The following is a 17,047-nucleotide window of genomic DNA, read 5'->3' on the forward strand; positions in this document are numbered from 1 at the left end:
GTCACGTGGGTGACCTGCTGGGCTTCGTCCTGAGCGGGCTGGTCTCGGGCGCGCTGTACGCGCTGCTCGCGACCGGCCTCGTCCTGTCCTACTCCGCCTCCGGGCTCTTCAACTTCGCGCACGGCGCCACCGCCTACCTGTGCGCCCTCGCGTTCTACGAGCTGCACTCCGGCTTCGGCTGGCCGGCCGTCCCCACCGCCCTGCTCCTGGTGTTCGTGGCGGCACCCGGCCTCGGCTGGGGCCTGGACCGGCTGATGTTCAGAAGGCTGGCCAAGGCCGGCGAGACGGCGCAGATCGTGGCCACGATCGGCCTGCTCGTCGCGCTGCCCGCGGCCGGACTGTGGGCGGTCGAACTCCTGGAGCGGGCGGGCGCCCCGGTCCAGCCCGCCGAGAACCAGTTCGGCCTGCCGGGCGTCGGGCCGAGCCCCGCGGTGTCCTGGCAGCCGCTCGACGGCGTGGGCGTCGACTCCGACCAGCTGATCACCTGGATCGCCACGGCCCTCGCGGCGGCCGGCCTGTGGGTCCTGATGCGGCACACCCGGCTCGGTCTGCGGCTGCGGGCGGCGGTCGACAACCGGGCGCTGACCGAGCTGCGGGGCATCAGCGCGGACCGGCTGTCCTCGATCGCCTGGATGCTGTCCTCCGGCCTCGCGGGCCTCGCCGGTGTCCTCGCCACCCCGCTCCTCGGCCTCTCCGCGCACGACTACACGCTGTTCCTGTTCGTCTCGGCCACCGCCGCGGTCCTCGGGCGCTTCGTGTCGGTGCCGCTCGCTTTCGCGGGCGGCCTCGGGCTCGGGGTGCTGCAGAACCTGGTGGCGGGGTACGCGTCGTTCGCCGAGGGCATCACCGGCTTCCGTACGGCCGTACCGTTCCTCATCCTCTTCGCCGGACTCGTCGTCCTCGGACGGCGGCGGAGCCGCGCGGCGGGCACGGCGGCCGCGGACCCGCCGCCGGTCGACTACCTCGCCGGGAAGGGGTGGGGCCGTCGCTGGGGCGCGTGGCTGACGGCCGGTGTCCTCCTCGGCGCGGCGTTCTACACCGTCACCACGCCCTTCTGGAGCGGGATCCTGGCCCAAGGGCTGGCGATCGGGCTCGTGTTCATGTCGTTCACGGTGGTCACCGGTCTCGGTGCGATGGTGTCGCTGGCCCAGGCGACCTTCGTGACCGGCGCCGCCCTGGTCGCCGGGCTGCTGATGAGCCACGGCTGGCCCTTCGTCGCCGCGGCGGCCGGCGGCACGCTGGCGGCGGCCCTGCTCGGCGCCGTGGTCGCGCTGCCCGCCCTGCGGCTCGGGGGCAGATCGCTGGCCCTGGCCACCCTGGCGCTCGCCTTCCTGGCGGACCAGGTGCTCTTCCAGCTCGGCCCCCTGCGCAACGGCGACACCGGGTGGGAGATCCCCCGGCCGGTGGCCGGACCGGTGGACCTGGGCGACGACCGGGCGCTGGGACTCGTACTGGTGCTGCTCAGCGGGGCGCTGATCGCGCTCCTCACCTGGCTGCGCGGCTCCCGCTGGGGCCGGGCCATGCTCGCGGTCCGCTCGGCTCCCGAGGCCGCCGCCGCCTCAGGGGTGTCGGTGGTACGGACGAAACTCCTGCTGTTCACGGTGTCCGCGGGCCTCGCCGGCTTCGGCGGGGTGCTCTACGCCTCGTACAACACCAGGATCACGGCCACGGACTTCACGGCGATGACGGGCCTGGTGTGGCTGGCGGTCGTGGTCGCGGCCGGGGTGCGCAGGCCGCAGTTCGCCGTGGTGGCGGGGCTGGTCTTCGCGGTGGCCCCGCACCTGATGACCACGTACGTGACGGAGTCCGCGCAGCTGCCGGTGATCCTCTTCGGCCTGGCGGGCCTCGCACTGGCGAACGACCCGGACGGGTACTGCGCCGCACTGCCGTCGAGACGAGCGGCCCGGCGCGCCGCGCAGCGGGGACCGGCGGGGCGGGGACCGGCGGGCGGCGGTTCGTCCGCGCGGTACGTCGTCGGGGCCGGGGGTGCCGGGGGTGCCGGGGACACCGCCCCGGGGACGGGGACGGGGACGGGGACGGGGACGGGGACGGCCGGCGTTCCTCGCGAGGCGCCGAGCGCGCTCGACCTGGCCGGCGTACACGCGGGCTACGGCGGCGCGCCCGTACTGCGCGGCGTGGACCTCACGGTGCGCGGCGGCGAGGTACTGGTGCTGCTCGGACCCAACGGGGCCGGGAAGTCCACCCTCTGCCGGGTGGCGGCGGGACTCCTGCGGCCGACCGGCGGGCTGGTACGGGTACGGGGTGAGGACGCCACCCGCGACGCGGCGGTCACCCGGGCACGCCGCGGGGTCCGGCTGGCCCCCGAGGGGCGGGGGATCTTCGCCGGGCTCTCGATCGAGGAGAACCTGGCCCTGCAGCTGACGCGAGCCGAGGACCGCGACGCCGTGTACGCGCGGTTCCCCGCGCTCGCGGCCCGCCGCACCGTCGCCGCCGGATCCCTGTCGGGCGGAGAGCAGCAGCTCCTCGCCCTCGCGCCGCTCCTCCAGCGACCGCCGGCGGTCCTCGTCGCCGACGAACCCTCCCTCGGCCTCGCGCCGCGCGTCGTGGACGAGGTCTTCCAGCTCCTGACCGAACTCCGCGGCCACGGCACCGCGCTCGTCCTCGTCGAGGAGAAGGCGGCCGAGGTGCTCGGCATCGCCGACACCGTCGCCTATCTGGCACAGGGCGAGATCGCCTGGTCCGGGCCCCGGTCCGAGGTGGACCGGGACCGGCTCGCCGAGGCCTACCTGGGGACGGGAGTCCGCCGATGAACCACACGCTGCTCCGCGCGAGCGGGATCGACGTCCGCTTCGGCGGCGTCCACGCCCTGCGCGACGTGACCGTCTCCGTCGGCCCCGGTGAGATCTGCGGCCTCATCGGGCCGAACGGCGCGGGCAAGACGACGCTCTTCGACGTGCTGTCGGGGATGCGGCGGCCGGACGCGGGAGCGATCGCGTACGACGGCACGGACATCACCCGCAGATCCCCCGTCTGGCGGGCCCGGCACGGCATCCGCCGCACCTTCCAACGCCAGCAGCTCTTCGGCCAGTTGACCGTCGCGGACAACCTCGTCGTGGCACAGGACTGGCGGGGCGGAGTGCGGCCCGCGACGCGCCGCCACCGGGAGCGGGCCGCCGCCGTGCTCCACGAGTGCGGACTCGACGCGCTCGCCGGCTCGTACGCGGGCGGCCTGCCCGTCGGACAGGCCCGCATGGTCGAACTGGCCCGCGCCCTCGCCGATCCGCCCCGGGTCCTGCTCCTGGACGAGCCCGCGTCCGGGACGACCGCCGAGGAGCGCCGCGGACTCGCCGCCGTCATACGCCACATGGCCGACGAGGAGAACTGCGCGGTGCTGCTCGTCGAGCACGACGTGGCCTTCGTGATGGAGCTGTGCTCCCGCGTCGTGGTGCTCGACCTCGGCCGGGTCCTCGCCGAAGGAACGGCAGCCGAGGTCCAGGCGGACCCGGCGGTACGGGAGGCGTACCTCGGCACCGGCCCCGGCGGGACGGAGAGCGATCCCCGGTAGTCGGCGCCAGGGGCCGCAGATCGACGACGAGAGACCCGAGAACCACCCACCTCTCTCCTCCAACTTCACTGGCATCATGGTGAGTTGGCGAAAGAACAGGATGGCGGGGGAGGGATCTGGCCACATGCGCGGATACGAGTACCGAGGCAGGGACGGCGGACGCTACGACCGCTACGACACCGAGACGGCGACCCGGCTGGCGCGCCGCGCGGTGGACGCGGCGGCACCGCACGAGCTGCCCCAGTTCCCGATGACGGCCGAGGCCTTCCACGAGTCGCCCGCGAAGGACCGGCTGTGGCCGGTGCACCGCGACGAACCGCTGGGGATAGGCCTCGACGTGGTCGCCGCGCTCATCAGCACGGCGGCGCTCTCCGCGGCGGTCCAGGTCCTCGACCACATCGTGCAGCAGTCCACCGCCGACGCGGTGGACACCACCCGGAACCGGCTGCTGCCGAGGCTGCTCCGCCGCCGCACGCGACGCGCCCCCGAACCGGCCGAGGGGCCGGCCACCACGCCCGCGGAGGCTGAGCGGCTGACCGCCGAGCAGCTGACCCGGCTGCGCGAGGTGGCCCTGCGGGCGGCGCTCCGGTGGCGGGTGCCCGAGGAGCAGGCGTGGGCGATCGCGGACGGGATCGTCGCGGAACTCGCCACGCTGTCCCAGGAGAGGCCGGGCATCGACGCCCCGGACGCCGACGCCCCGGGTGAGGGCGACCCGGGCGGGGAGGAGCCTGCCGGAGGCGACCGATGAGGCGGTGGACGACGAGGCGGTGGACGGCGGGACCGGTGGCGCGCGGCCGCCCGGGACCGTTCACGCTTCCCTCCGGCACGTCCGTACGCTTCGCACTGCTGATCGCCGCGATGGCCGCCGTGTCGGCCATCCTGGTGAACGGCACCTCATCCGTCCTCCTGTCCGCGGTGCGGTGGGAGGAGGTGCTGGAGTACAGCGACTGCTACGCCCGGGCGACGGAGGAGGCCGCCCGTGAACGAGGCTCCGACACGGACATCCGCATCCCGACCGAGCTCGACATGGGCGACTGCGAGGACCCGCGCGCAGGCGCGAGCCACCTGGTCACCGCCGGCGTCTCGGTCGTCCTGCTGCTGGCCCTCCTCGGCGCCTACGCCGGCCTGCCCCGGCGCCGTACCCGGCGGCGCGGCTACCGCCCGCTCACCGGCATGCCCGAACTGTCCGCGTATCTGGCCGGCCTGCTCGGCGGATCGGGCGTGCGCGCACAGGTCGTCTTCCTCGCGGAACCGCTGAACCCGGCGGTACACGCCCTGGCCTTCGGGCGCCTGGGCCGACGCCGGGTGGCCCTGAGCGGCGGGCTGCTCACCCTGTACTCCCTGGATCGGGAAGCGTTCCGGAGCATCGTCCTCCACGAACTGGCGCACATCCGCAACCGGGACCTGGACATCGCCTTCCTGACGCTGATCCTGTGGCGGGCGAGCATGCCGGCACTGGGGGCCCTGACCGTCGTCGGGGCTCCGGCCGCCCTGCTCCTGGGGCCCGCGCTCGCGGGTTCCGTCCTGGCGTTCGCCGCCGAGATCCTGTTGCTCGCCGCACTGGTGACGCTGCTCAAGAACGCGGTGCTGCGCAGCCGGGAGCTGTACGCCGATGCGCGGGTGGTGGAGTGGGAAGGGTCGCCGGACGGTCTGCGGAGGCTGTTCGAAGCCCTTCCGGCCGAATGGGCCGGGAAGGGCGGTGGGCACGGTCTGCTGAGCGTCCACCCGCCGCTCGCCCGGAGGGCGCGGGCGCTGGCCGACCGCGGGGTCCTGTACGAGATCGGCTTCTGGGACATGTGGGCGGTCGGCGCGGCGGGCGCCTTCCTCTACGACAAGGTGCGACTGGGGCCGATCGGCGGCGGCAGCCAGACAGGACCGGTGACGGAGCTCACCGCGCTGATCCTGTCCGGAAGCCTGCTGGTGGGCGCGGCGGGGACGGTGCTGTGGCAGACGGCGGCGCACGCCCCGGGCTCCCTCACCCCGGCGCGGCTGCGGCGCGCGGGGCTCGGCCTGGGCCTGGGCGTGGGCGTGCTCCGGCTCCTGTCCCCGTCGGAGGCCTTCAGCCTGATGAGCGTGGGCGGGCAAGGGGCGTCCCTGGCCGTGCCGTACCTCGGGCTGACGAGTCTGTGCGGCTGGGCCCTCGTACGCTGGCTGGCGCTGGTCGCAAGAGCATGGGAGCCGGTCCTGGCCCGCAACCGCCGCCCGCGACGGGTGCTGTGGACGGTTCTCGCGGCAGGCACGGCCGGCCTGCTGCCGATGGTCGGCTTCCTCCTGACACTCCCGGGGATGACGCTGTACGCGGCGGTGTTCATCGCGCCCTCACTACCGGGCGCGGTGGTCTTCATCGGCGGCGCGGCCGTGCTGGCGTTCACCCGGATCACATCGGTCGTGATGCCGGTGATACTGACGGCCACACTGATACCCCTGGTCGGGCAGTACGTGTCGTGGCGCCCCGGCGCCCGGCACACCTTCACCGGATTCGGCCCACCGGGCCCACCACCGGGCCCCCTCGTCCGCTTCGGCGTCCCGACAGCTCTGACGTCGGCCGCATCGGCCCTGCTGGTCGTATGGATCGGCACCCCGACCCCCGAACTGATGGCAGTAGGGGTACTGATCGCCGGCCAGGTGGCGGCAGCCCTGTGGGCAGGCGCCGGCTACGCCCCCCTCCCACTCGCCCGGGGCGCTCTCGCCGCCTTCGGCTCCGGCCTGCTCGGCGTGTCGGCCTGGGGCGTACTGGCAAGACTCGTCGGCTGCCTCACCCCCGGCCCCGACCCCTGCACCCCACTCGCCGGAGCAACCCATCTCCACCTGGCCCTCACACTGGCCGCCGTGGGCACACTGCCGGCCTGGGCCCTTCACACACTCACCGTCCGAGCCCGCCGCTAAGTCCTGCCGCACGGAGTTCGACGCTCCATGGCAGGCCCCGATCAGACCACCGAGAGCAGGTCCACCACGAAGACGAGTGTCGACCCCGCCGGGATCAACGGCGAAGGCGACTGCTTTCCGTACCCGAGACGCGGAGGAACGATGATCTCGCGCCGACCACCGACCCTCATCCCCCTGATCCCCCGATCCCAGCCCTTGATGACCCTTCCGCCACCCACCGCGAACTTGAACGGCTCCCCCCGATCCCAGGAGGCGTCGAACTCCTTCCCGGACTCAAAAGTGACCCCGACGTAATGAACCCGGACCACCCTTCCCGGCTTCGCCTCGGGCCCGTCCCCGACGACGATGTCCCGAACCGTCAGCTCGCTGGGAGCATCACCCTCCGGAAGCTCGATCTCCGGCCTCGTCGGTTCACTCATGGCAACCTCATCACTTTCCACCGAAAGCCCTCGTACAGGCCATCCGGGCGCATGGTCATTCCATGCGATGGACGATCACGCTACCGAGAACGCCGCCCCGGAGCGCATCGGACCCGAGGAGCACGGCCCACGGCCCCCGGCGCGCCGAAGCGAGGCCGTGCGCAGTGGTGGGTGGGGCATGCGGCGGTCGTGTCCGGCAGTCGCGTCCGCTGCCGGAGGGGGGCGGTACGGGGCGCGGGCCGTGCTCCTCGGTGCAGTGGGCGCCGAGGAGATCGGCGCGGGCGGCGGAGTCCACGATCGGCGAGCCGCCGGTGAACAGGCCCAACTCCTGTCCGCCGTCGAGGAGCAGCAAGGAGGGGTGCTCGGGAGTGGCCGGTGCCCGCAGGGGCAGTCCGCTTCGTTTGCCCGTGTACGGGTAAACGGGGGAGCGCGGCAAGTGCCCGCCCTGGCTTCCCCGGGACGAGGAAGCCGAGGAGGGGCCGGGCGGTATCCAGGACCGCGGATGGATTGCCGGCAGTTCCACCACCCGGACACCCGAGGAGCGTCCGGGGACCGGTCCGGCAGGCGACCGTGTCGACGACCCCCGGGCATCGCTGTCGGCCGGCAGCCGCCGCAGCCGGTGATCAGGCCGCGGAGAGTGAGATCTCGGTCGACTTGATCAGGGCGACGACGGAGGTGCCGGCGTTCAGGCCGAGGTCCTCGACGGCTTCCTTGGTGATGGCGGCGGTCAGTTCCCCGCCCTCGACGGAGACCTTCACCGACCCCATGGCGCCACCGGTCGAGACCTCGGTGACGGAGCCGGGCAGCTGGTTGCGGATGGAGATGCCTTCGACCGGCCCGGTCGCGAGGGCGACCTCGGTCGACTTCACGAGTGCCTTGACCGCAGAGCCCTCGGCCAGGCCCAGGTCCCTGACCGCGTCGGCGGTGATGGCCGCGGTGATGTTCTGACCGCCGGCCAGGCGCACCTTCACGGAGGCCATGGCCTCACCCGTGATGACCGCAATGACGGTGCCGGGGAGCTGGTTGCGAATGGACAGGGTCATGGGAACACGCCTCACAAAGCCGAGAACGAACAGTCGTCAGGTCTGTGACCTGCACTGTTGTCGACGCTACTGGAAGGGAGATTCCCTTTGGCGTCATGCGTCGCATTCACCAGGCGAATGGACGCAAAGCCCTCGCGGATTCCTTGAGAAGCCTTTCCGCCGAGTCGGCGCCCGGACGAGTGCGAGGGCGAGTACGAGGACGAGGACGCCGTCACCTGCTTCCTGGCACGCACCGCGATGCGGGAACGATCGCCCTCGACACCTCGTGCGCACGGTGACACCCACGGAAGGGGCGCACGAGGCGAACGGGGCGGTCCCGGCAAGCGCCGCCCCGTCATGAGAACGACGGCCCGACCCGGACCCATGGGGCGGCGACAGTCGCAGAAGGCTTGGTTCATGGGATCCATCTCCTTGGATCTCCGCAGGAAGGCGCCCATTGCGGTGAGCGGCAGCTGCGTACCGTAGCAGACAGATCTCCCCGCACCCATGAGGTGATCAGACCTTGAGACCTCACATCTGCCCAACACTCGCCCTCCTTGCGGCACACCCCGTCGCCGCCAGGTCAATGACGCACGTATGCAAGGGAGAACGCTTCAACAGCCTGTAGATATTGTCGGAGTCCGCTGCTACAGTCCGCATCTGCGTACGCATGAGTGACCCTCGACGCAGAAGCGCACGGGCTTCTGTCCTCCCCGGCAGCCCGAATGAACGGCTCACTCCAGAGCCGGCCAGGACCACGTCCACGAGTCCCGGCCCTCCCTCTTCACGGCACTGCGCTCGAACCGCCTCTTCGTTCCCAGCCGCCGTCCATGTCGACCATCAGAAAGATGGAATCCGATGACAAGAAACCTGTTGCCGCGCCCTGCTCTGAGCAGGGCGCTGGTACTCGGCGCGGTGCTGGCCCTGGCGGTGCCGGGAACCGCATACGCCAACACGGTGACCGCGACCGTGAAGACCCCCGGGGCCACCAGCGGTCCCGCCTCGGCCAACTCCGAGATATCGACGCACGCGGACTGTTCCAGCGGTCTCATCTCCGGTGGCGGGATCAACCAGGCCATCGGCACCGGCACGAGCGTGAACGGCAACCACGTCAACGGCACCTCGCCCAGCTCCAACGGCACCACCGAGTACACCGGTTCCACCGGTGTCGTGGGCACCGACGTGACGCACTGGCTCGGCATCGGCGGGAGCGGGGGCCAGGTCAACGCCTCCTTCTCCACCACCCCCTATGCCGTGTGCTTCACCAGCAACCTCATCAACCACACCCAGGTCGTCATGAACAAGGCCAACACCCCCACTGCCGGGGCGACCACAGGCCTCGTCACGGCGACCTGCCCGGCCAACACCCGTCTGCTGGGCGGCGGCGCCCGCACCACACCGGGCAATACGGGCAGCTTGAAGGCGATCGCGACCTTCCCCACCTTCAACGACTCCGCGCACGCCTTCGGCGCGAAGGCCGCGGCGGACGGAGAGACCAACCCCGACTCCTGGACGGCCGTCGGCTGGGACTCCGGCGCCAACAGCGCCAACTACACCTACGCGTACGCGATCTGCAGCGGAAGCGGCATCAACGCCAGCGGTGCCACGGTGAAGGTCCGTCACACCGAGGTGAGCGGCCCGACCACGGGGAGCACCGGCCAGACGGCGACCGTGGGTTGCGGCCAGGGCGACGGGAACCTGGTCGCCGGCGGTGCCGCGATCAGCGGGGGCAGCGTGACCACCACCAACTTCACCGGTCCTGGTTCGGGCGGCGACCACCTCAACGGCAGCTTCCCCAGCACCTCCGGCGGTACCGCGGTCAGCGACGGGACCACCACGGCGGCCTACTGGACGGCCTCCTCACACGCCGGAGGCCAGTCCTCTCCCGGTACCTACACCGACGCGTGGGCTCTGTGCGCCAACGACGGCGTCTGAGGCGGCCGTTCCCGACGACCGGCCATATGCGCGAACGCACGAGCATGAGCGCGAACGCACGAGCACGAGCACGAGCGCACGAGCACGCGAACACACGAGAGGGAATCCGATGAGTACGAGAATCCGGCGGGGCTCCGCCACGGGCAAGGCCCTGATCCTGGCCGCCCTGTTGACCGTCGCGGTGCCAGGAGCCGCGTACGCCAAGACCGTCGACGTCACCGTCTCCACCCCCGGGGCCACCATGGGCCCCGCGACTCCGTTCACCGGGGTCTCCTCGCACGCCGACTGTCCCGACGGCCTCGTCTCCGGCGGCGGCGCCGACCAGGCCATCGGCAGCGACGAGATGTCCAACGGCAACCACGTGATGGGCGTGGTCCCCAGCGCCGACGGCGCCACCGAGTACACCGACGTACCCGGGATCGTCGGCACCGACGCCACGCACTGGATGGCGTTCGGCGGAAGCGGGAGCCGCAGCAGCGACGCCTTCTCCACCACCCCATACGCGATCTGCCTCACCAGCAACCTGATCAGGCACACCCAGATCGTCATGAACAAGGCCCAGGGGCCGTCCGTCGGGCTGTCGTCCAAGCTCGTCACGGCGACCTGCCCGACCGGCACCGTCCTGATAGGCGGCGGCGCCCGCACCACCCCGGCCAGTGTCGGCAGCCTCAAGCCGATCGCCAGCTTCCCCACCTTCAACGACGCCGAGCACCACTTCGGTTCGATCGCAGCGGGTGACGGCGAGCGCGACCCCGACTCCTGGACGGCGGTCGGCGGGATCGGCGGCGGACGCGGCGCGGACAACATGACCTACGCCTACGCGATCTGCAGCACGGACGACATCGACCTCAAGCACGTCTCCACGACGGTCCACTTCACCGAGGTCAGCGGCCCGAACACGGCCTCCACCGGACAGACGGCCACGGTCGGCTGCTCCCGCGGGGAAGGGCAGTTGGTGAGCGGCGGCGCCGCGATCAGCGGCGGCAACGTGACCACCACCGACTTCAGCAAGGCGACCTCGGGCGGCCCCCACCTCAACGGCAGCTTCCCCAGCGACGCCGCCGGCACCCCGGTCGGCGACGGGGGCGCCAACCCGTCGTACTGGACGGCAGCCACCCACAGCGGGGGATCGCCCTCCGAGGGCAGCTACTCCGACGTCTGGGCGCTCTGTCTGGACGTCCAGCACGGGCACAAGCGGTAGCTCCCCAAGTACCTGCTCCGTCGGCTTCCTTCGCCAACACGATCTGTTCAGCCGTCGGTTTCGGACGTCTCCCGAAGGGACGTCTTCCAAAGGGACGTTTTCCGGAGAGACGTCTCCCGAAGAGACCCTTCCCGAAGGGGTGTTTCCCGAGGATGGGCAGAGTGGATCCTGTGCCAGTGCTGGGCCGAGCGGAGCAGGTCGTCGATGGCGTAGTGTCCGGCGCGGCTGTGGGGTCGCGTTCCCGTTTGGTGAGTGCCTGGTTGTCCAGGCAGCCGACGGCCTTGGAGACGGAGGCGGGGCTGACGTGCAGGCGCCGCGCGAGTTCCGCGGAGGTGAGGCTGCCGCTGTCGGTGGTGAACAACGCGGCGAGCACCTTGGCCCTCATCGGCGGGAGCCCGGCCTGGAACATCAGTTCCATGGCCTGCGCGTCCACCGCGTCCACGAGCCGGGGATCGCGCCCGCCGGGGTCGGTCCTTCCTGGTGACGGTGTGGGTGCGGTGCTCCTGCGCCGGTGTGCGTGTCGTGTACCGGCCCGGTGGGCCGCCTCGGAGTGCTAGGAGCTGTTCGAAGTTCGGATCATGTGGCTGCGGTGAGGTGCTTCAGCCACATGATCGATCCTCGGAGGTGAAGTCCTGCTGCATAGCTTTCGGGGGACTTGTCGTAGCGGGTGGCGATTCCACGCCAGGCCTTGAGCTTCTGAAAGCAGCGCTCCACGGTGTTGCGCTGCCGGTACCGGTGCAAGTCGAAGGCGACAGGGCGACCACCGGCCGAGCCCTTCTTCCGCCGGTTGGCGGCCTGGTCGGACTTCTCCGGGATGACGGCGGTGATCCCGCGTCTGCGCAGGTAGGCGCGGTTGGCCTTGGAGGAATAGGCCTTGTCCGCGGCCACCGCCGCGGGTCGGGTGCGCGGTCGGCCGAGTGAGCCTTGGACCCGGATCCGGCCGAGCACAGTCTGGAACTGCGGGCTGTCCGCGGCCTGCCCCGGGGTCAGGATGAACACCAGTGGCAGTCCCGCCGTGTCGACCGCGGCGTGGATTTTGCTGCTCAGTCCGCCTCTGGACCGGCCGAGTTCGGCCGCCTTCGCCCGTGCCCGGCGACGCTGGCGCGTCGCAGCACGGTTCCGGTTCGCCTCCTCTGCGGAACCCGCACCGGGGTTGGCCTGCGGCGCGTCACCCGCAGGACCGGTCCCTGCTCTAGCAGTGGAACCCCCTTTTCCTCGGTCAGAGCCTGCTCAAGGGCGTCCAGGGTCTCCCCGGCGATCGCCAGTCCGGCCGATTCGTGATGGGCGCGTACGACCGTGGAATCCACACTGACCAGTTCCAGACCGACCCGCCCACGCGTCGCGGCCTCCGCGATCAGGGCATCCATCAGGGCCTGGAACACCCCAGCCTTCGCCCAGGTGCTGAACCGTGAGTACACCGTCGACCAGGACCCATAGCGCTCCGGCACGTCACGCCAACCGCAGCCGGTACGAAACCGCCACAACACCCCGTTGAACTGGTCCCGCACCCGCCGGGGCAGCGGACCAGTCGCCGCCACCGGCAGACACCCCTCGATCAAAGCCCACTCGGCATCCGTCACATCAAAACGCGCCACATGCGAGTTCTACCAGCCCAGGCCTGCACGCCATCAAGCCTCACGAAGATCCGAACTCCGTACAGCTCCTAGTCGCGCGGCTCGCCGTTGCGCATCACTTCGCGGGTGACAGCGGAGGCCGGACGCCCGATGCGGCGGCCGATGGCGGTGTAGGTCAGCTCCTCGCGCAGTCCCGCGGCGATCCGCTGTCGGTCCTGGAGGGCGAGTCTGTCACCAGGCATCGGGTGTCCTCCGAGGTCACGGCCAGTGCGGTACGCAAGGCGTACGGCGACCACGTGGTGCTCGACGGCATCGACCCCGACATCCCCGCGAGGTCTGTCTTCGCTTTGCTCGGCCCGAACGGTGCGGGCAGGACCACCGTGGTGCAGGTCCTGTCCACGCTGATCCGCTCCGACGCGGGAGAGATGCGGGGCGTCGGTCACGACGGGGATCGGGATCCGGACGCGGGGCGTGCCGCGATCGGCGTCACCCGCCAGTTCTCCGCGGTGGACGGTTTCCTCACCGGCGAGGAGACCCCGCTGCTGATGGCCGACCTGAACCGGCTGCCCCGCCGGGAACGGAGGCAGAGCGCGGCTGAACCGCTGGCGCGGTTCGATCTGGTGGACGTGGCCCGGAAGCCTGCGGCGACGTACTCCGGCGGGATGCGCCGCCGCCTGGACCTCGCGGTGACGCTGGTCGGCCGGCCACGGGTGATCTCCCTCGGCGAGCCGACCGCCGGCCACCGGCCTTGACCCGCGCAGCAGGCGGACCATGCGGGAGACCATCCACGGACTGGTGGACGACGAGGGCGTCCATGTCCCGATCTTCCTCACCACTCGGTACCTGGAGGAAGCCGACCGACTCGCCGACCGGATCGCCGACGCGGTCAGGAGACCGCCCTGGCTGCCGGCCGCATGGTGCACCGTCGTGTAGGGCTCGCAGGCAGCAGCGTCACCGAGCCGGGATGGGCTGAGTGAGGTTCACCGGGTTGCCGTCGGGGTCCAGGATGTGGGCGACGCGCTGTCCCCACGGCATGTCGTTGGGGCCGCTCCGGACCGAGCCGCCCAGCGCCTCCACCCGGCCGAGTGTCTCGTCGACGTCGTCGACCTCGATGCTGAGCAGGATCCGCGGTGCCGCCCCACTCGCCAGGTCCGTCTTGGCCACGAGTCCGAGGTCGGTGTCGCCGATGCGCAGGCCGAGGTAGAAGGCCGGACCTTCCGCAGGCACCCGGAAGCTCTCCTGAGCGCCGAACAATTCCGTATAGAAGCCGAGTAGAACGTCCTGGTCAGCAGTCAAGATCACTGGCTGGATGGTGGACATGGGCACTCCTGTCGAGAACGGTCGTGTCGCTGGGTAGACCGTCCGAGGACGGACGACTCATCGGCGAAACCATTCCGCCGAACGATCGACAGCGCAGAAGCGCAGACCACCCCCACGGCCGGCGCGAGCAGCCCGAAACGAGGCCAGGCCACCCTCTGACCAGCCATGTCGAGACGGCGAAGCCTCCATGGTGTCGGTTCGTTCCCCGCCCGCACGGTCATGGCCCGGCCTGCGGTTTTCCGTTCGAGGGGGAGGTGCTGCTTCCCGCGCCCTCGGTGTCGAGGGCGGCCATGAGGAGGTCCAGGGCGGTGCGCTGGATCTCCATCGCGGTCGGCGTGCTGTACGAGCGGCCGGGCGTGGCGGGCGTCCTGCTCGCCGACGAGCCGGATGCCAGGCCGGCCGTGTTCGGCAACGACTTCCTTGAGCCAGGCCGCGTTGGCGGCGTCGACCTGGACGAGGTCGCCGAGCTCGCCGGCCCGGAGCACCTCGGGGCGGGCGTTCTGATCGAGCTCTGCCCGAGGGCTCAGTCCGTAGGTGAGGTCGGGCCGGTTCATGTGCTCGCCATGCGTGCGAGGACCTGCGGGAGGTAGTGCGCGATGTGCGGCGGCACCTTCATGCCCGCCACGTCGTCGACCGGAATCAGGGCGAGCGCCTGGCCCTCCTCGCCCTTCACGAGGTCGGCCGTGGTGCCGTCCCACAGCGCCCAGAAGACGTGCGGCGGCGTCATCCCCTTCTCGTACGGCTCGACCTCGGTCTCGGTGAGGTCCGGGATGTCGACGCCTGCCTCCTCACGGGTCTCCCGGCGTGCGGTCATCAGGGCGGATTCACCGTCCTCCGGCTTGCCGCCGAGCACGGCCCAATAGCCGGGCCAGCAGTGGGTTCCGCCCTCGTCGCGGAGCATCATCACCAGTTCCCGGCGCGGGGTGACCAGGTAGACGAGGGTTCCCCGGGGGCGGTCGGATCGATCGGACATCACGCGTTCTCCAGACTCAGAGGACGGACTCGTCGGTGTGGGTGCGTTGGACGGGGATGCGCCGGTCGTTCTGAAGGTCCCACAGTTCCTTGAAGAGCCCGGGAGCTTTCACGAGTTCGTCGAAGGTGCCGTCCTGGATGACGCGTCCGTGGTCGAGGACGACGATGCGGTCGGCGATGGCGACGTTGGCGAGCCGGTGGGTGACGAGGACGACGGCGCGGTCCCGGGCGATGTCGCGGAGGCCGGAGAAGATGCGGTGCTCGGCGCGGGCGTCGAGGGCGCTGGTGGGCTCGTCCATGACCAGGAGACCGGCGGGGCGGTGGAAGGCGCGGGCGATGGCGATGCGCTGCCATTGGCCGCCGGACAGTTGGACGCCGCCGAACCATTCCCGGGCCAGGAGTGTGTCCAAGCCGCTGCGGAGGCCGTCCACGACTTCGTGCGCGCCTGATTTCTCGGTGGCGGTGCGGAGGTGGTCGTCGTCGCCGTGGGGTTGTCCGAGGGTGATGTTCTCGCGGGCGGTGAGGGGCCATTGGGCGAAGGACTGGGGCACGACGGCGGTCTGCGCCCACAGGGCGTGGGGGTCGAGTTCGGTGGTGTCGTGGTCGTCCCAGCAGACCCGGCCGTCGGTGGGCAGGTAGAGGCCGGACAGCAGCTTGGAGAGGGTCGTCTTGCCGGAGCCGTTCTCGCCGACCAGGGCCAGGACCTCGCCGCGGCGGACTTCCAGGGTGACCTTGTCCAGGGCGGGCCGGTCCGCGTCGGGGTAGAGGTACGTCAGCGCGTCGGCCTTGACGATGCTGGGCGCGTCGGGGACGACGGTGCCCCGGTTCAGGCGGTGGCCGCCGGCCTCCTCGATGAATTCCACCCAGTCGTCGAAGTAGAGGCCGGTGCGGAAGAGCTGGGTTCCGTAGCCGACCATGCCACGCAGGGAAGAGCCGACGGTGCGCATCGCGAACACGGCTGTTCCGGCGGATGCGACGGACATGTGTCCGGTGGCGAGCAGCAGCCCGAGGGCGGTCCAGACGGCGGCGGACGCGACCCCGCCGGTGACGGCGCCGATGAGCGCGTACCGGGCGCCTTGGTGGACGGCCTTGTCGGTGACGGCGTCGACACGGGAGCCGATGGCGCGGTAGCGGCCGAGGAGGAAGTCGGCCATGGTGCCGGAACGGAGCTGGTCGGCGGTGCCCTTGTCCGCGATGTGCCAGCGCAGATGGCTGAGGGTGCGGCGCTCGGCGGCCATGGCGCGGGACGACTCGTACTGGATACGCGCGCCCTTCATGCTGGCGATGCCCTGCGGCAGTACGGCCAGGACGAGGAGCGGCAGCAGTGCGGGGTGCAGGACGGTCACGACGCCGGCCGCCGCCGTGATCGACGCGAGGCAGGCCATGAGCTGCTGGGACTCGGTGATCAGATCCCGTGCGGCGTCGGCGCCCCGGTCGGCGTTCTCCCATTTGTCGTTGAAGCCGGGGTGGTCGTAGGCGACGAGTTCGGCGTGGACGGCCGCGCTGAGCATCTCCAGTTCGGCCTCGCGTGAGATGCGGGGGGACAGGCGGGTGGAGACGTTGACGATCGCGATGCCGAGGAGCGCACGCGCCCCGGCCGCCCCGGCGAGGACGCTGATGGCGGGCAGCGCCTCGACGAGGCGCTCCTGGATGCGTCCGGAGGCGATCAGGGCCGTGATGGTGCTGGTGGTGGCCATGAGCGCGAACGCTTCGAGGGCGGCCGAGAGGGCCTGGCAGGTGAGGAGCACGACCACGGAGCGGGGGTTCACGCTCCATGCGAGGCGAAGGGCCCGGCGTACGAGTTGAGGCAGGCGCCGGGCCATGGACCAGGTGGTCACCGAGTTCCGCTGGAAGACGGTCGCGGTGGGGGATTGGAATTTCAGTTCCTCGTCGGGTCCGTGGGTGTCGGGGTTGCCGGACAACGCATCAGCTCCTTGCGCCGGGTTGTGGTGGGGCGCGTGAGCGTACGGGGGCGAGGAGGATCGGGGAACGGGTCGGGCGGGTTGATCACCCGGGGGTGTGATCAGGCGTTCTCAAACCCGCTGGCCTGCTGTGATGCGAGTGGCGTGAGTGGGTGACGTCATCTTCTGCGGGGTGGTGCCGGTGGTGGGGGTGGGGGTGGGGCCTCCGTCCCGGGGTGGGGGGCGGAGGCCCGGTGGGGGTGGGGGTGGGTGGGGGTGGGGGTTTCCGGG

General features: G+C 71.3%; 12 protein-coding genes and 4 pseudogenes. 7 read left to right on the forward strand and 9 right to left on the reverse strand.

The window, feature by feature from the left end; translation table 11 throughout:
* The first annotated feature begins 5 nt into the window (after nt 1-5).
* The 4 genes from ACFYUS_RS29665 to ACFYUS_RS29680 all read left to right on the forward strand — a co-directional run bounded on the left by ACFYUS_RS29665 (nt 6) and on the right by ACFYUS_RS29680 (nt 6,412).
* Nucleotides 6-2,771, forward strand: coding sequence for an ATP-binding cassette domain-containing protein (locus ACFYUS_RS29665; protein WP_388858667.1), 2,766 nt, complete (start codon nt 6-8; stop codon nt 2,769-2,771).
* Nucleotides 2,768-3,526 (forward strand): ABC transporter ATP-binding protein, encoded by a 759-nt coding sequence (locus tag ACFYUS_RS29670; RefSeq protein WP_388858670.1) that lies wholly within the window; start codon nt 2,768-2,770, stop codon nt 3,524-3,526. Before ACFYUS_RS29665 ends, ACFYUS_RS29670 begins: the two co-directional genes overlap by 4 nt.
* Nucleotides 3,527-3,650: 124 nt before the next feature.
* The gene (locus tag ACFYUS_RS29675; protein WP_388858673.1) at nt 3,651-4,274 is read left to right on the forward strand and encodes a hypothetical protein; all 624 of its coding nucleotides are present in this window, start codon (nt 3,651-3,653) and stop codon (nt 4,272-4,274) included.
* A complete protein-coding gene (locus ACFYUS_RS29680) occupies nt 4,271-6,412 on the forward strand; it encodes a M48 family metalloprotease (RefSeq protein WP_388858676.1) in 2,142 nt (713 codons plus the stop codon). Before ACFYUS_RS29675 ends, ACFYUS_RS29680 begins: the two co-directional genes overlap by 4 nt.
* 41 nt (nt 6,413-6,453) lie before the next feature.
* On the opposite strand, the gene ACFYUS_RS29685 is transcribed toward ACFYUS_RS29680, so the two are convergent.
* Both ACFYUS_RS29685 and ACFYUS_RS29690 read right to left on the reverse strand, forming a co-directional pair.
* The gene (locus tag ACFYUS_RS29685; protein WP_388858679.1) at nt 6,454-6,831 is read right to left on the reverse strand and encodes an FKBP-type peptidyl-prolyl cis-trans isomerase; all 378 of its coding nucleotides are present in this window, start codon (nt 6,829-6,831) and stop codon (nt 6,454-6,456) included.
* A gap of 623 nt (nt 6,832-7,454) precedes the next feature.
* Nucleotides 7,455-7,874, reverse strand: coding sequence for a molybdopterin-binding protein (locus ACFYUS_RS29690; protein ID WP_388858682.1), 420 nt, complete (start codon nt 7,872-7,874; stop codon nt 7,455-7,457).
* 837 nt (nt 7,875-8,711) lie between these two features.
* Here ACFYUS_RS29690 and ACFYUS_RS29695 point away from each other — a divergent pair.
* Nucleotides 8,712-9,788 carry a hypothetical protein gene (locus tag ACFYUS_RS29695; RefSeq protein WP_388858685.1) on the forward strand — a complete coding sequence of 359 codons (1,077 nt, stop codon included), beginning with the start codon at nt 8,712-8,714 and terminating at the stop codon, nt 9,786-9,788.
* A 109-nt stretch (nt 9,789-9,897) separates the two neighbouring features.
* Nucleotides 9,898-10,989 carry a hypothetical protein gene (locus ACFYUS_RS29700; RefSeq protein ID WP_388858688.1) on the forward strand — a complete coding sequence of 364 codons (1,092 nt, stop codon included), beginning with the start codon at nt 9,898-9,900 and terminating at the stop codon, nt 10,987-10,989.
* A 238-nt stretch (nt 10,990-11,227) separates the two neighbouring features.
* Here ACFYUS_RS29700 and ACFYUS_RS29705 read toward each other — a convergent pair.
* The 3 pseudogenes from ACFYUS_RS29705 to ACFYUS_RS29715 all read right to left on the reverse strand — a co-directional run.
* Nucleotides 11,228-11,407 (reverse strand): annotated as a pseudogene (locus ACFYUS_RS29705) (MarR family transcriptional regulator); the annotation flags it as partial.
* 158 nt (nt 11,408-11,565) lie between these two features.
* Nucleotides 11,566-12,584 (reverse strand): annotated as a pseudogene (locus tag ACFYUS_RS29710) (IS5 family transposase).
* 77 nt (nt 12,585-12,661) lie between these two features.
* Nucleotides 12,662-12,805: pseudogene (locus ACFYUS_RS29715) on the reverse strand (helix-turn-helix domain-containing protein); the annotation flags it as partial.
* 3 nt (nt 12,806-12,808) lie between these two features.
* Between ACFYUS_RS29715 and ACFYUS_RS29720 the strand changes: the two are divergent.
* A pseudogene (locus ACFYUS_RS29720) lies at nt 12,809-13,442 on the forward strand (ABC transporter ATP-binding protein); the annotation flags it as partial.
* 72 nt (nt 13,443-13,514) lie between these two features.
* On the opposite strand, the gene ACFYUS_RS29725 reads toward ACFYUS_RS29720, so the two are convergent.
* From ACFYUS_RS29725 to ACFYUS_RS29740, 4 genes are all read right to left on the reverse strand, one after another.
* Complete coding sequence (locus ACFYUS_RS29725; RefSeq protein ID WP_388858691.1) at nt 13,515-13,883, reverse strand: VOC family protein; 369 nt, start codon at nt 13,881-13,883, stop codon at nt 13,515-13,517.
* Between the two features lie 217 nt (nt 13,884-14,100).
* The gene (locus ACFYUS_RS29730; protein ID WP_388858695.1) at nt 14,101-14,295 is read right to left on the reverse strand and encodes a hypothetical protein; all 195 of its coding nucleotides are present in this window, start codon (nt 14,293-14,295) and stop codon (nt 14,101-14,103) included.
* A 138-nt stretch (nt 14,296-14,433) separates the two neighbouring features.
* On the reverse strand, nt 14,434-14,856 hold the full coding sequence (locus tag ACFYUS_RS29735; RefSeq protein ID WP_388858698.1) for an NUDIX domain-containing protein: 423 nt from the start codon (nt 14,854-14,856) through the stop codon (nt 14,434-14,436).
* A gap of 16 nt (nt 14,857-14,872) precedes the next feature.
* Nucleotides 14,873-16,777: an ABC transporter ATP-binding protein gene (locus tag ACFYUS_RS29740; protein WP_388858701.1), complete on the reverse strand. Its 1,905-nt coding sequence runs from the start codon at nt 16,775-16,777 to the stop codon at nt 14,873-14,875.
* Between the last annotated feature and the right edge of the window lie 270 nt (nt 16,778-17,047).

Source organism: Streptomyces sp. NPDC004284 (assembly GCF_042874035.1).
Lineage (GTDB): Bacteria > Actinomycetota > Actinomycetes > Streptomycetales > Streptomycetaceae > Streptomyces.